The sequence below is a fragment of the Rheinheimera pacifica genome (genome assembly GCF_900108485.1).
GTDB lineage: Bacteria > Pseudomonadota > Gammaproteobacteria > Enterobacterales > Alteromonadaceae > Alishewanella > Alishewanella pacifica.
Genome location: NZ_FNXF01000003.1, coordinates 39954 through 54714, shown reverse-complemented (window position 1 = coordinate 54714; position 14761 = coordinate 39954). Strand labels below are relative to the sequence as shown.

The 14761-nt window shown below is 51.5% G+C and carries 12 protein-coding genes; 9 read left to right on the top strand and 3 right to left on the bottom strand.

The features are described 5' to 3' along the window. Positions 1-155: 155 nt before the first annotated feature. A complete protein-coding gene (locus tag BLW68_RS04755) occupies positions 156-2918 on the bottom strand; it encodes an insulinase family protein (RefSeq protein WP_092790791.1) in 2763 nt (920 codons plus the stop codon). Positions 2919-3120: 202 nt separating this feature from the next. On the opposite strand from BLW68_RS04755, the gene sixA reads away from it, so the two are divergent. Beyond that, positions 3121-3609, top strand: a complete 489-nt coding sequence (gene sixA, locus BLW68_RS04750) for a phosphohistidine phosphatase SixA (protein ID WP_092790789.1) — start codon at positions 3121-3123, stop codon at positions 3607-3609. 2 nt (positions 3610-3611) lie between these two features. Here the strand turns inward: sixA and smrB are convergent, their stop codons facing one another. After that, the gene (gene smrB / locus BLW68_RS04745; RefSeq protein ID WP_092790787.1) at positions 3612-4154 is read right to left on the bottom strand and encodes an endonuclease SmrB; all 543 of its coding nucleotides are present in this window, start codon (positions 4152-4154) and stop codon (positions 3612-3614) included. 53 nt (positions 4155-4207) lie between these two features. Between smrB and prmB the strand changes: the two genes are divergently transcribed. The 6 genes from prmB to bamJ all read left to right on the top strand — a co-directional run bounded on the left by prmB (position 4208) and on the right by bamJ (position 9621). Then, positions 4208-5167: a 50S ribosomal protein L3 N(5)-glutamine methyltransferase gene (prmB, locus tag BLW68_RS04740; RefSeq protein ID WP_092790785.1), complete on the top strand. Its 960-nt coding sequence runs from the start codon at positions 4208-4210 to the stop codon at positions 5165-5167. Positions 5168-5176: 9 nt separating this feature from the next. After that, entirely contained in the window at positions 5177-6280 is a 1104-nt protein-coding gene (gene aroC, locus BLW68_RS04735) for a chorismate synthase (RefSeq protein WP_092790783.1), read from the top strand. A gap of 8 nt (positions 6281-6288) precedes the next feature. Next, positions 6289-7458, top strand: coding sequence for an MFS transporter (locus BLW68_RS04730; RefSeq protein WP_092790781.1), 1170 nt, complete (start codon positions 6289-6291; stop codon positions 7456-7458). A 36-nt stretch (positions 7459-7494) separates the two neighbouring features. After that, complete coding sequence (locus tag BLW68_RS04725; protein ID WP_092790779.1) at positions 7495-8625, top strand: ATP-NAD kinase family protein; 1131 nt, start codon at positions 7495-7497, stop codon at positions 8623-8625. 1 nt (position 8626) lies between these two features. Continuing rightward, on the top strand, positions 8627-8917 hold the full coding sequence (locus BLW68_RS04720) for a YfcL family protein (protein WP_092790777.1): 291 nt from the start codon (positions 8627-8629) through the stop codon (positions 8915-8917). Between the two features lie 86 nt (positions 8918-9003). Next, complete coding sequence (gene bamJ, locus BLW68_RS04715) at positions 9004-9621, top strand: BamJ family beta-barrel-assembly machinery protein (RefSeq protein ID WP_092790775.1); 618 nt, start codon at positions 9004-9006, stop codon at positions 9619-9621. Positions 9622-9682: 61 nt separating this feature from the next. Here bamJ and BLW68_RS04710 read toward each other — a convergent pair whose 3' ends face one another. Next, positions 9683-10738 carry an FAD:protein FMN transferase gene (locus BLW68_RS04710; protein WP_245728286.1) on the bottom strand — a complete coding sequence of 352 codons (1056 nt, stop codon included), beginning with the start codon at positions 10736-10738 and terminating at the stop codon, positions 9683-9685. Between the two features lie 271 nt (positions 10739-11009). On the opposite strand from BLW68_RS04710, the gene kdpA reads away from it, so the two are divergent. Together kdpA and kdpB are read left to right on the top strand one after the other, a co-directional pair. Beyond that, positions 11010-12740, top strand: coding sequence for a potassium-transporting ATPase subunit KdpA (gene kdpA / locus BLW68_RS04705; RefSeq protein WP_092790773.1), 1731 nt, complete (start codon positions 11010-11012; stop codon positions 12738-12740). Between the two features lie 19 nt (positions 12741-12759). Next, positions 12760-14760: a potassium-transporting ATPase subunit KdpB gene (gene kdpB / locus BLW68_RS04700; RefSeq protein ID WP_092790771.1), complete on the top strand. Its 2001-nt coding sequence runs from the start codon at positions 12760-12762 to the stop codon at positions 14758-14760. The last annotated feature ends 1 nt before the right edge of the window (position 14761 follow it).

Sequence of the window (14761 nt, the reverse complement as noted above, 5' to 3'; positions counted from 1 at the left end):
TAGTCCAGCCTGCTGCATGCAAGCCAAAGGGCAAGAAGCTAATGAACAATGCGCTGATATTTATAATTTTTTTTAGTTTTACTAACACTTATGGTGGCTAGTCAGCAATATGAATGCTTACGTTATATAACTTTACCAGCACTGTCAAAAGCAATTTATTGTTGTTTCAGCCGCTGTTTCAGATCCGCCGCTGTACTGAACTGCAAATGGCTGTGCGTTGGCTTGCCATCCGTCGCCAAAAATATAGCGTCATAATCGGGCAGTAACAGTTGCTGCAAAAACGCAATAAAGTCGCTAAGGCTCAGCTCACTTAGTGCACTGGCAATCTGATCGTTTAACGCAAAACTGTGATCTTGCTGGCCCAGCGCCAGCCAGTAACGTTTGGCTCTTGCTCCAAGGCTGTTGTCACGCTCATGTAGTTGGGCCAGTAAGCCTTGTTTTATTTCGGCAAAATCCTCTGCTGACATGGTTTCAGTGTCGGCCAGAAAAGCGCGGAAAAACATAATAGTCGCTTCGTACAATTGTTCGCAGTGGGTGTTGGGCGATTGCACATAAAAAGCAATACCAGGTAAGGTATTGATAGGCACATAACCGGTACCGACCAGATAACCCAATTGTTGTTCTGTGCGCAGTTGATGGAAATACTCAGGTGATAACGTATGGTTTGCCAGCATAAACAGCGCCATTTGTTCAGGCGTAGCCTGCTGGGCCGGTAAATAAATTACCAGAGCATGGTCGTTATGCTCGACATCCAGTTGCAGCCACACCGGGCCCTGGCCTTGCAAAGCGAAAGCCGGGTTGTTTAGCCGCACGCCGGTGCTGGGCAATTGCCTTTGCCAGCCGTGCAGCACGTCGGTTAATTGTGTGGCCTGGCTGGCAGACCAGTTACCCAGCAATAAACTTTCAACATGCACCTGTTGCAGCAGATCGCGGTCAAACTGCAAAAAGTCGCTGAAACTCAGTGCATCTAACGCATCTGCCAGTTGTTCAATTTCAGGGTTTAGTGGCTGTAAAATAGCCGATAACTGGCTGAATAAGCGCGAAACCGGTTTGTTTTTGCTGCTGTTGCGCCAGTGCCGGCCCAACTGGCGTTTTAGCTCGGCAAAGCGGGTTTCGTCAAATTGCTGTGCCGGCATTTGTTTTAACAACTCTTGTAACAGCAGAATTTGGTTGGTGGCCAGACCACTGGTGTGAATGCTGATGCCCTGACGCTGCACGTGCAGATGATATACCAGGCCTATGGTAGTGGCGGCGTAAAACTGCTGGTTTATGTTATCCAGAAACAACTCAACCCAAAGCCGGGTAGCGGCCATTTGCGCACAGTTCTCTATACTGTGTGGCAGGCTAAGCTGAACAAAAATATGCCCTTTGGGAGTGTGAAAATCAGTATCGGCTTTATACCAGACGCTAAGTGCCTGCTGCTGGTATATCGCTTTGGGCAGTGCCATATGGGCATTTTTTTCCAGCAGGCTGATATCGCCGGTTAAATATGGGTTGGCCGCAGGCAGGGTAATGGCGCTGTCAGGCTGGCAGTTGTCCAACTGGCGTAACAATGCCGGGCTCAGTGGCTCTACACTGTAGGGCGTTTGATACCAGCGCGCCTCATGAGTGGTGGTAACCCCCGGTGCTATAAACATCAGCCGCATATTGTCGCTGCTAAAATAGCCTAAAACCTGCTGGTATAACGTATTGTCTGGCAGTTCCATCCGGTAATCACCGAAGATGACATCTTCTTTCGGGTAGTGCTGCATACTGACCGATAAATGATTGGCCGTTTGCTGTGCCGTAGAGGGTTCCTGATACAAATAACTCCAGTGCAGCAATTTTTGCCGCTCGGCAAATAAGCCGCTGGGTAGAGGCTGGCATTTCAGCTGTGCCAATGCACTGAACAGCGCCTGCAAAATAGTGTCACGGCCGTTAAGGCCGGCATCGGTAAGTTCAAAGGCGATGGTAAAATCTTTGTAGTTACTGCCATCTATGCCGCCGCCTGCACTTAGCTGATTTACCAGCCCTAACTGCTTGAGGTAACTGAGTAATGAACCCTGGCCTTCGTCACCCAGTAAATGGGCAATAAAGCTGATAATTTTATATTTATACCAATGCTGAATATCCGGCATGGCAAAACTGACCACTAGCTTTTGTGTGTCACGATGCGGCTGAATATTCAGTTGTATCGCCTGATGCTCGGGTAGATACAGCGGCTCCGTCAGGGCGGTTTTGGCCAGCAAATGGGCGGGTAGTGCACTGAAATGCTGTAACACCAGCTGTTTTTGCGCAGCTAAAGTTAGCGGTGATACCAACGCCAGTGTCATACGGCTGGCGCTGTATTGTGCGGTAAAAAAATCCTGTAAAGCCTGTTGCAGGCTGCCCTCAGCGGTGTCGGCCAGGGTAGTAAGGTTGCCGACAGAAAATTTAGCAAACGGATGCGCCGGGTTAATGGTTTCTTTATGCACCTGGTAAATCCGCCGGCCATCGTCTTTTAACTTCAGCGAGAATTCAGCCTCAATAGCATGGCGTTCTTTTTCGACATATTCATTGCTAAACAGCGGCTGGCAGAACATATCGGCGAAACGGTCCAGCCCTTCGGCAAAAAATGCGGTATCAATATCAAAGAAAAAACTGCTGTGCTCGGTGCCGGTCCAGGCGTTATGGCTACCACCGTGATGGCTGATAAACTGCTGGTAGTCGCCTGCCACAGGGTAGCGTGCAGAGCCAAGAAACAACATATGCTCTAAAAAGTGCGCCAAACCTTCGCGCGGCACTGGATCATCAAAGTGGCCAACATTTACCGTAAGCGCGGCGGCACTTTTTTCACTGTCAGCCTGATGTACCAGTAATACTGTTAAGCCATTGCTTAGTTGCAGGTATTCATAGCTGCTACTGTCGTTAGGGCTTTGCAATATCTGACTATTTTTCAAGGGTTATCCTTTTTTTTGCGGTACTGGTGTGGCTCTGAACGGCTTTATCATAGCGATAAGTAATAAACAGCTTAGATGTTATGCGTTATTAGCAGTTACTCTGGACGACAACTTTCATTATCATAGCGCACAATTTTTACCCGGCGTATTGTTATCTGCCCGGGATTTAACAGGACTCAAACAGCAGTATGGTACTTAAGCAATGGTAAATCTCGTTATCATGCGTCATGGTGAAGCAGAACCGCTATCCTCTGAAGATAGCCAGCGACAGCTAAATGCCAGAGGCCAGCATGAGGTTAGCCAGATGGCATTATGGTTACAGCACCACTATGCCGCCTTTGACTGGGTTTGGGCAAGCCCCTATCAACGAACCCGTCAAACTGCAGAGCTAATGTTAGCCAAGCAGGCACCGTTTAGCCAACTTGAGATTGTGCCGCAACTGGTACCTGATGGTGATGCCGCGTTATTCAAAGCCTATTTTGATGCCCGTATCAGCGAAAAACCGGATGCGCGGGTGTTGCTGGTATCGCATATGCCATTAGTCAGTTTTTTGGTGGAAGCTTTTACTGTGCCGGATCAGGCGCCAATATTCAGCCCGGCGCAGCTGGCGTGTATTGATTACCAGCCCGGGCAGCGTGGGCGTTTGTTAGAGCGGTTAGCACCACAGGAACTGGCGCTGCTGAGTTTCTGAGTTTAGCTGGCTATTTTCAGTAACACTATCAGTGCGCCATGTTTGCCCCAGCTTTTCGGTGCGGTATGAAAGGCACGTACGTTAGGGTGCTGGATCAGCCAGTTAGGCACTTTCTTCGCTAAAATTCCCAAACCTTTGCCATGTACTACGCAGGCACAGTTAAATTGCTGTTTTTCACAATACGCCAAAAGGCCGGCCAGTTCTGTTTTTGCCTGTTGGGTGGTCATGCCGTGTAAGTCCAGCACCACCTGGGGCTGAAATTCACCGCGGCGCAAACGTCCGGTTAAATGCGGATCATCGCCGCTTTGTATCCAGCTCAGGTTGGCACCGTCGGCAACATAACCTTCAAACTCATCTGAGAACCAGAATAAATTTTCATCAAGCTGTTTGCTTAAGACGTCTGTACGTCTTTTTTTCTTGCGGGGGGCGGCAACTGGCGGTATCTTGTCCTGCGCAATAGGCTGCGCGCCTGTTATCGACTCGCGAAACAGCTGGCTGTCCTCGGCACTGATACCGGTTGGTGTTACAATGGCTTTCTTTTGCATCGCGCAAGTCTACTCAAACTGACCGGTTATTACAAAAAGAGCTTAAATTCATCATGTCCGATACTGGCGAAATTCTGTTTACCCCTGAGCTAATCAGCGACGCCCTCGCTGAACTTGTTACCGTGCACGACTGGTTGCGTTTTGCTGTCAGCAAAATGAACCAGGCGCAGGTTTATCTGGGCCACGGCACCGATAACCCCTGGGATGAAGCCGCTGCACTGCTAACGCATGTGTTGTTTTTGCCGCCAATGACAGATGAAAAGCTGTTTTCGGTGCGCCTTACCCGCGTAGAACGCCAGAGTTTTATCAGCCTGTTAAAACAACGCATAGAACAGCGCCTGCCAGCAGCTTATTTAACGCATCAGGCTTATTTTGCCGGTTTACCGTTTTATGTTGATGAACGTGTGCTGGTGCCGCGCTCGCCAATTGCTGAATTAATCGGCGCTAAGTTTATCCGCCAGCTTGGTGGTAAAACACCAAACCATATTCTGGATTTATGCACCGGCTCGGGTTGTATTGCTATTGCCTGTGCCTATGCTTTTGCAGAGGCCGAAGTTGATGCAGTGGATATCAGCGAAGACGCCTTAGAAGTGGCACAGCTAAACATTGAAAGCCACGGCCTGGAACACAGAGTATTCCCGATATTATCGGATGGCTACAGCGCTCTGGCTGGCGCGCAGTATGACTTAATTGTCACCAACCCGCCGTATGTCGATGCCGACGATATGGCCGATTTACCGGATGAATACCGCCACGAGCCAGAGCTGGGTTTAGCGTCAGGCGAAGATGGCCTGGCACTGACGCGGCGTATTTTACGTGAAGCGGCAGCTCATTTAACGGATGGTGGCGTGCTGGTATGTGAAGTAGGCAACAGCATGGTGCAACTGCAGCAGGATTTCCCCGAAGTGGCGTTTGACTGGCTGGAATTTTCGCACGGTGGTTTAGGGGTATTTGCCATTACCAAAGCCGAACTTGAACGCTGCCAGCATTTATTTAAAGACTCATTACGTTAAGGAAAAGCTATGGCCGGTAACAGCATAGGGCAATTGTTTAAAGTCACGACTTTTGGTGAAAGCCATGGCCCGGCCATTGGCGGCATAGTGGATGGCTGCCCGCCGGGGATGGCGTTAACCACCGACGATTTGCAACTGGATTTAGACCGGCGTAAACCCGGCACGTCGCGCTACACCACGGCGCGGCGGGAAGAAGATGCGGTAAAAATTCTGTCCGGCGTATTTGAAAATACTACCACCGGTGCCAGCATTGGCCTGCTGATTGAAAACACCGATCAGCGCTCGCAGGATTACTCTGAGATTAAAGAGCAATTTCGCCCCGGCCATGCCGATTACACCTACTGGCATAAATTTGGTATCCGCGATTACCGCGGTGGTGGCCGCTCGTCAGCGCGTGAAACCGCTGTCAGGGTAGCCGCCGGCGCCATTGCCAAAAAATACCTGCGTGAGCAATGCGGCATTGAAATTCGCGGTTATTTAGCCCAGTTAGGCCCGGTAAAAGCCGATCTGGTAAGCTGGGACGAAGTACACAACAACCCGTTTTTTTGCCCCGATCCATCCAAGCTTGAAGCGCTGGATGAGTATATGCGCCAGCTGAAAAAAGACGGCGACTCGGTAGGTGCCCGGGTAAATGTAGTGGCAACCAATATGCCGGTAGGTTGGGGCGAACCGGTGTTTGACCGGCTCGATGCCGATATTGCCCACGCCATGATGAGCATTAACGCAGTAAAAGCGGTAGAAATTGGCGACGGTTTTGCCGTAGTAGAGCAGCGCGGTTCAACCCACCGTGATGAATTAACGCCGCAGGGCTTTAGTGCTAACCATGCCGGTGGCACCCTGGGTGGTATTTCTTCCGGCCAGGATTTACTGGTTAGTATGGCGCTGAAACCGACCTCCAGTATCAGTATTCCCGGCAAAAGCATTAATACCCGCGGCGAAGTGATAGATATTGTCACCAAAGGCCGGCATGACCCCTGTGTTGGTATTCGCGCTGTGCCCATTGCTGAAGCCATGCTGGCGATAGTGCTGATGGACCACTACCTGCGCCACCGTGCGCAAAATATGCATGTGCAGGTAACCACACCTGATATTGCCCGCAACAGCAGAGATTAAACCGCCGTATGTTTAGCATTTCAGCCCGGCCAGCCTTAGTGCTGGCCTATTTTACTTATTTTGGCGTGCTGGGTATTTTTGTGCCGTATTTCGGCCTGTTTCTCGATGGCCGCGGCTTAAGCTCGGCTGATATCGGCCTGCTGCTGGCCATTGTAACCGCCAGCCGTATTGTTGGCCCTACAGTATGGGCACTGATCGCCGAGCGCAGCGGTAAGCCGTTAACCGTAATGCGCCTTGGCGCCTTGTTAGCGGCTATTGGTTGGCTTAGCAGCTTTGCCGATTATGGTTTCTGGCCTTTGCTACTGGGGTTTGCGCTGTTCAGTTTTTTCTGGACCGCTATTTTACCGCAGCTGGAAGTGGCCACTTTTGCCTTTGTTAATGACGATACCCGCGCTTACAGCCGTATTCGTACTGCAGGCAGCGTGGGTTATATTGTGCTGGTAATGCTCGGCGGTTGGCTGTTTGAGCGCTATGGCAGTGAGTTTTTACCATTATCGGCCTTGCTGTTTTTAGTCTTGCTGCTCACCAGCTTATTTTTGTTGCCCAAAGTGAGTGTTAATGCTGAGCTTAGCAGTGAGCCGGTGCGCTTTAGCAAACTGATAAAAAACAGCGTGTTGCTGCGTTTTATGCTGGCAGCTTTATTACTGCAAATGAGCTTTGCCCCTTTTTATGGTTTTTTCACGCTATACAGTCGCGATCTGGGTTACAGCGGCACCCAAACCGGCTTGTTTATTGGCCTGGCGGTGGCCGCCGAAATAGCGGCGTTTTACTTTGCCGGCAACTTAATGCGTAACCGCAGTTACCGTGTGCTGTTAAGCGTGTGCTATGGCTTAACGGTGCTGCGCTGGAGTTTGCTGGCAACGGTGGCCGATAACGTCTGGCTGCTGTGTTTTAGCATGCTGCTGCATGCCGGCAGCTTTGCTATCGCCCACAGCTGTGCCATGCAGTTTATCCAGCAGTTTTTCCCGAAAAAATTACGCAGCCGCGGCCAGGCGTTGTATGCCGGTGTTATTTTCGGTGGCGGTGGCGCAATTGGCGCTTATTTCTCTGGCTTAATCTGGCAAAACGGCAAGGGGGCCAGTTTAGCCTTTATGATTGCCGCCTTGTTGGCACTGTCAGCAACACTGCTGGCATTAACCTTGCCGGGTAGCAAAGCTGGCGCCAAGGCTTTACAATAGCCGCCATTTTTTAGGTGTGCTAAAGGGTATTGCAGTATGGCAAATCTGTTTCGGCTTGGGCTTATTATTAATCCGCTGGCCGGTTTAGGTGGCAGCGTAGGGTTAAAAGGTTCAGACGGCCAGGCCGAACAAGCCCTGGCTTTGGGCGCCATACCGCAGGCGATAAACCGCACCAATACCGCTTTAACCGAATTGCTGCCGTTGCGTGACAAGTTTGAAGTGCTCACTGTGGCAGGCCCGATGGGCCAGAGCGTGTGTGATGCGCTGGGGCTGAATTATCAGCTGGTATATCAGCCACAAACGTCGCCATCAACAGCTGCAGACACTGAGCACGCCGCCAGGCTGCTGGCCGAAAAGGGGGTAGATATTTTGCTGTTTGCCGGTGGCGATGGCACAGCGCGCAATATCTGCGCAGCAGTGGGTGAGCAAACTACAGTGCTGGGCATTCCGGCCGGGGTAAAAATTCACTCTGGCGTTTATGCTATATCGCCCCAGGCCGCCGGTAAGCTAATGGCTAAACTGATCGCCGGAGAGCTGGTGTCACTTAGTGAAGCGGCGGTAATGGATATTGACGAGCAGGCATTTCGCGACGGAGTAGTAAAAGCCCGGCGTTTTGGCGAGATGCGCATACCTGCGCAGTTGCGTTATGTGCAAAGCGTGAAAATGGGCGGGCGTGAATCTGAAGAGCTGGTGCTGGCTGATTTAGCCGCTTATGTTGCCTCGCAAATGGAAGACAAGGTGCGCTATGTGATGGGCTCAGGCTCTACTGTAGCAGCAGTGATGAGTGAGCTTGGGCTGGACAATACGCTGCTTGGCGTCGATGTGGTAGAAAACGGCGTGCTTATTGCCAAAGATGTTAGCGCAGCACAGCTGCTTGAGCTGGTGCAGGGCTATCCGAGTAAATTAGTGATCACGTTAATTGGTGGTCAGGGCCATGTGTTTGGCCGTGGTAACCAGCAGTTATCGCCCGACGTTATCCGCGCCATTGGCCGCGATAATATTGTGCTGATTGCCGGCAAAGCCAAACTGCAGCAGCTTGAGGGCCGGCCGTTACTGGCCGATACCGGCGATGCAAAACTGGATCAGCAGCTTACCGGTTTAATTAATATAGTTACCGGTTACAACGATTACGTAATGTACCGTTTAGGGTACGAGGATGAAAAGTAATATGACAGCAGTATCAGTACCAGAGCAGTTTATCGACGCTGCCGCCGATTTGTTTGATGCCTTAGTGCCGGTTGCTACCGATGACGAGTTATTTGCCTCTGGTTACCTGCGTGGCCATTTCGATTTAGCCGTTGGTACCTTGCAGGTGGTTGCTGAACCTTTTACCGCCGCCGATGTTATAACTCAGGTCAGCAGTACGTTGACACAGGCGATAGCCAATGGTGAGCTAACCGGGCAAGACCAGCAGCATGTTAATGCTATCTGGCTGCGGATACAGCAACTGGCGGTGTGAGGCGGCAAGACATTCGCGCGTTTTTGCGATAGCATAGGCGCACTTTTTAACCCGAAGCATTGGCTTCGTTAGCATAAGTGGAACTCATGTCAGATAAATACACAACGCTTGAACAGCACGCCAGCTATGGTATTGGTTTACAAATGGGCCAGCAACTGGCCGACAACCCGTTTGACGGCTTAGATATTGACGCCGTTGCCGCCGGTGTTATCGCCGCCTATACCGAACAGGAAGCAGCGGTAAGCGACGAGCAAATTCGTGCCGCTTTTGGTGTGATCAGCGAGCGTATGCAAGCAGAACAAGCTGAGAAAGCTGAATTATTAGCCGGTGCCGGTGAAGCTTTCCTGGCTGAAAATGCCAAACGTGCTGAAGTTACCGTAACCGCTTCTGGCCTGCAGTACGAAGTACTGGTAGCGGCTGAAGGTGAAAAGCCGACGCGCAATTCAACGGTACGCACGCATTACCACGGTACCTTAATTGACGGCACGGTGTTTGACTCTTCTTATCAGCGCGGTGAGCCGGCAGAATTCCCCGTATCAGGCGTTATCGCCGGCTGGACAGAGGCATTGCAGCTGATGTCGCCAGGTTCAAAATTACGTTTATATATCCCGCACGATCTGGCCTACGGCGAGCGCGGTGCCGGCAATGCCATTGCCCCTTTCAGTGCACTGGTATTTGACGTAGAGCTGTTAGCTATTCTGTGATAGCGCTATAGTAGTCAGCACTGCTAAAACCTAAGCCCTGCATTGCAGGGCTTGTTGCTTTTTACTGCTTCATTTTTGCATCAACTAACATAATCCCCACATGCTGTTGTAACGCTGTGCTGTCTAATTCAGTTAACCCGTTATTTGTCTGGTCAATAAACAGTACGGCCAGATTAAACTGCTCAGCAACTTTACTGCCTTGCTCTGATCCCAAACACAATAACGCCGTAGACCAGGCATCGGCTTCGGTTAAATCATTATGTATCAGCGTTACCGACACCGTTTGGTGCGTTACCGGCGCTTTGCCGCGCGCATCGATGATATGGCTGTAACGCTTGCCTTCGTTGTCGTAATAATGCCGGTAAGTGCCGGATGTCATGATAGCCAGCGGCGCTGTTTGTTTTACCTGCACTATTTTTTGCAACTGCTGTGTGCCCGGCAGCGGTCGTTCTATCGCCACCCGCCAGTTGCTGCCATCGGGTTTGCTGCCGCGGGTTTGCAGCTCACCGCCAATTTCAATCAGATAGTTATCAACGCCAAATTGCTCAGCCACCTCTGTCAACCGCTGTACCGAGTAGCCCTGAGCAATAGAAGATAAATCAATACTCAGCTTTGGGTGCTGCTTTTGCAGTGTTGTGCTATTGACGACGTCAACTCTACTGATCCCCAGTTGCGGAGAAAGTTCGGTTAATTGCGCTGCATCCGGAATAGTCAGTTGCTCGCCACGAAAACCCCATAGCGTAAACAGCGGTTTGATGGTCGGGTCATAGCAGCCTGCTGTGGCTGCACTGATCTGCTTGGCGATGCGGATCAGTTGCACAATTTCTGTACCCACTTCTACCGGCGCTGTGCTTTGGTTATGGTTAAATTGCTCAATTACGGAGTCATCACGGTAATTAGACATCAGTTTATCCAACCGCTGTAATTCACCGGCAATGGCGGCTTCAAACTGTGCCTGCTCAACTTTTTTATCACTCCAGTAGGTCAGGCTGTACGTGGTGCCCTGGGCCGCACCGGAAAATTTATGTAAAGCCGGCGCTTTGTTACACCCCGTCAGGGTGCACAGCAGCAAGGCACATAACAACATTGCTTTTATCAACTGCACTCTCTCTTGCATCACCAATTACTTCCTCAGGCTTTGTCAGGGTGCTAAGCATACTCCTGTGCCGGCCGGTTTTATTGCGTTGCCGGTGAAATTTTACGAAATCTTTATGCTTAACAGCCCCAGCCAACTGGAGATTTTACGCCGCTTACACCTACCTTTAGCGCCGTGTTTTTCACACTAAGGATACGGCAAATGGGCTGGTTATTACTGTTGTTAGTTGGCGCATTAAGCGCTGTGTTAATCGTTGCCATGTTGGCACCTGAAAAGTTCTGAGGAGTTGGCAATGGAAGTCATATTGATTTTTACCCTGGCACTGCTGTTGGCATGGCCGTTAGGGCATTATATGACCGGCGTATTTTCCGCCGGACCACACTGGAGTGACAAGGTTTTTCTGCCGCTGGAAAACGGCATCTTTAAACTGTTGGGCGTAAAGCCAACGCAGGGTATGAACTGGAAAAGCTATGGCATCGCTTTTTTACTCAGTAACCTGGTGCTGGGCATTATTGCTTATCTTATTTTGTTGTTTCAGCATGTTTTACCGTTAAATCCTAACGGTATCGAGGGACTGAGCTGGGATTTAGCGCTGCACACCGCAGTGTCGTTTTTAACCAATACCAATCAGCAGCATTATTCCGGTCAGGCCCAGCTTACTTACCTGAGCCAGGGCTTTTTAATTGTTACGCTGCAGTTTGTGACACCGGCGATGGCGCTGGCGGTGTGTGTCGCGGTGCTGCGTGGCATCTTAGGCGGCCGCAATGCCGATGACGCTGGCGAGGGCGAAGAGCGTGACCTGGGCAACTATTATCAGGACACGGTGCGTGCTGTATTGCGCGTAATGTTGCCATTGGCCGCTGTGGTTGCTGTGGCGTTGTCAAGCCAGGGCGTACCCGCCAGTTACAGTGCCAGCCCTACTGTGCCGGTGCTTGAACAAGGGCAAAGCCTGTCTGAACAAACTATACCGCTGGGCCCTGTATCAGCCATGGTAGCCATTAAGCAACTGGGTACCAATGGTGGTGGCTGGTTTGGCCCTAACAGCAGTAACCCGCAGGAAAACCCGACTCCGGTAAGCAATGCCATTCAGACTATTGCCCTGGTATTGGTGCCAATGGCAGTGGTATTTATGGCCGGCGGTATGGTGCGCCGCCGCGGTTTAACCTTGTTGTCGCTGTCGGTGATGGGGTTTTTAAGTCTGCTGTTTATTGCGTTAGCTGTTTACAGCGAGCAGCAACCAAACGCCGCCTTTACCGGTCTGGCACAGCAGGCCGGTAACATGGAAGGCAAAGAAGTGCGATTGGGTACGGACGTTTCCGCGCTGTGGGCCACCTTTACCACCCAAACCTCAAACGGTTCAGTGAATGCGATGCACGACTCGTTAAACCCTGTGGCGGGGTTGATTACCCGGTCCGGTATGCTCATTGGCGGCATCTGGGGCGGTATTGGCTGTGGTTTTGTCAATTTCCTGGTCTATGTCTGGCTGGCGGTATTTATTGCCGGGCTGATGATTGGCCGCACGCCGGAGTTTTTCGGCCGTAAGCTGGAAAAGCGCGAAATAAGCTGGTTGGGCGTGCTACTGGTGCTGCCAAGCGCCGTGATCCTAACCTTTACTGCCATAACCGTGGCCTTCCCGGCACTTACCGGTAACTCTAACCCCGGTTTACACGGCATAGCCCAGGTGTTTTATGAGTACACTTCGGCCTTTGCCAATAACGGCTCCGGCTTCGAGGGCCTTGGTGATGATAGCGTCTGGTGGAATCTTACTTGTGTAGTGGTGTTAATCCTGGGCCGTTATTTGCCGCTGGTTATTCCGCTGTTGATTGCCGGCTCATTGGCTAAGAAACGTCGGGTACCCACTACGGCCGGCACACTGCCACTGTTTAACCCTACCTTTGCTGTCACGCTGGTTACCGTGATCCTGGTGGTTAACTTCTTATCTTTCTTACCGTCGATGGTGCTTGGCCCTATTGGTGAAGCGCTGGAGCTATCACAGCACACTGCTGTGCTGGCCACTCAATAGTCGTATACAGGTGAATATCATGAATACTAGTTCTGCATTAACACAAGCCAGCCAGCAGGCTTTTGCCAAGCTGCACCCCGGGCTGGCATTTAAAAATCCGGTGATGTTAGTGGTGTGGGTTGCTACCCTAATTGCTGTTGTCATTACAGTACAGCAACTGGTAAGTGGCGGTAGCTTTGGCTTTGCGCTTGCCAGCAGTGTGATTTTGTTTTTTACGCTGTGGTTTGCCAACTTTGCTGAGGCCATTGCTGAAGCACGGGGCCGTGACCAGGCTGCCAGTTTAAAAGCCACGCGACGCGATCTGACAGCGGTAAAACTCGACAGCACAGGTGAGCGCAGAATATCTGCCAGTGAGCTTAAAGCCGGTGACAATATTCTGGTGCAGGCCGGTGAGCTTATTCCGGCAGACGGCGAGATTGTGAATGGTGTGGCCAGCATTAATGAATCGGCCTTAACCGGTGAGTCGGCACCGGTGCTGCGCGAAGCCGGCACCGATCACTCCGGTGTTATCGCCGGCACCAAAGTACTCAGCGGCACTATTACCGTGCAGGTTACCGCCGAATCAGGCCACAGCTTTCTGGATAAAATGATCCGTCTGGTAGAAGGTACTAACCGGCAGAAAACCCCGAACGAGTTGGCGCTAACGGTATTGCTGTCGGCGCTGACGCTGGTGTTTTTAATTGCGGTAGCAACCTTGCCGGCGATGGCAGGCTTTGTCGGCATTGAGTTGGACTGGCTGATGCTGATTGCGCTGGTGGTGTGTTTAATTCCTACCACTATTGCCGGTTTACTGCCTGCCATCGGTATTGCCGGTATGAACCGTGCGCTGGCGGCCAATGTGATTGCCAAATCCGGCAAAGCGGTGGAAGTAGCCGGTGATATTGACACCCTGCTGCTGGATAAAACCGGCACCATTACCTTTGGTGATCGCCAGGCCACAGCATTTTTGCCACTGCCGGGAGTTGCGCAGGCAGAGCTTATCAAAGCCGCGCTGTGGTGCTCATTACAAGATCCGACACCGGAGGGGAAATCTGTGGTACGGCTGGCCAACGAGCTGGATTATGCCTCACCGGCGCTGGCTGACGGCGATGAATTTACCCCGTTCAGCGCACAGACCCGCTTGTCGTTTATCCACTTAGCCAGTGGCGAGCAGTTTGTTAAAGGCGCCGCCGATGCGGTAAAAGGCTGGGCAAAAAACCAGGGCTTGTCGGTACCTGTTGGTTTAGATCCGATAGTGACGAAGGTGGCCCAGCAAGGTGCTACACCGTTGGTGGTGGCAAGCAACCACCGCGTGCTGGGGGTTATCCAGTTATCCGATGTGATTAAACCCGGTGTGGCTGAGCGTTTTGCCAAGCTACGTGCCATGGGCGTGCGCACGGTAATGGTCACCGGTGACAACCCTGTTACAGCCGGTGCTATTGCCGCGGCCGCCGGGGTAGATGATTTTGTTGCCGAAGCCAAACCGGAAGACAAACTGGCGCTTATTCGCAAAGAGCAGGCGCAGGGCCGCTTAGTGGCCATGGTCGGTGATGGTACCAACGACGCCCCGGCACTGGCGCAGGCCGATGTTGGTCTGGCGATGAATTCCGGCACCCAGGCTGCGAAAGAGGCCGGCAATATGGTGGACCTGGATTCTGATCCGACTAAGTTGCTGGCGGTAGTGGAAGTGGGCAAACAGATGCTGATTACCCGTGGCGCCTTAACCACCTTTTCGCTGGCGAATGATATTGCCAAGTACTTTGTTATCGTGCCGGCGGTGTTTGCCACCGCCATGCCGGGCATTGCTGCGCTGAATATTATGCAACTGCCGGATCCGAAAATGGCCGTGCTGTCAGCACTGGTATTTAACGCCTTAATTATTCCGGCGCTTATTCCGCTGGCACTGAAAGGCGTAAAAATTAAAGCCATTAGCGCAGAAAAGTTGTTACGTAACAACATGTTGATCTATGGCCTGGGTGGTGTGGTGCTGCCTTTTATTGCCATCAAACTGATTGATGTATTACTGAACGGGGTATTTTAAC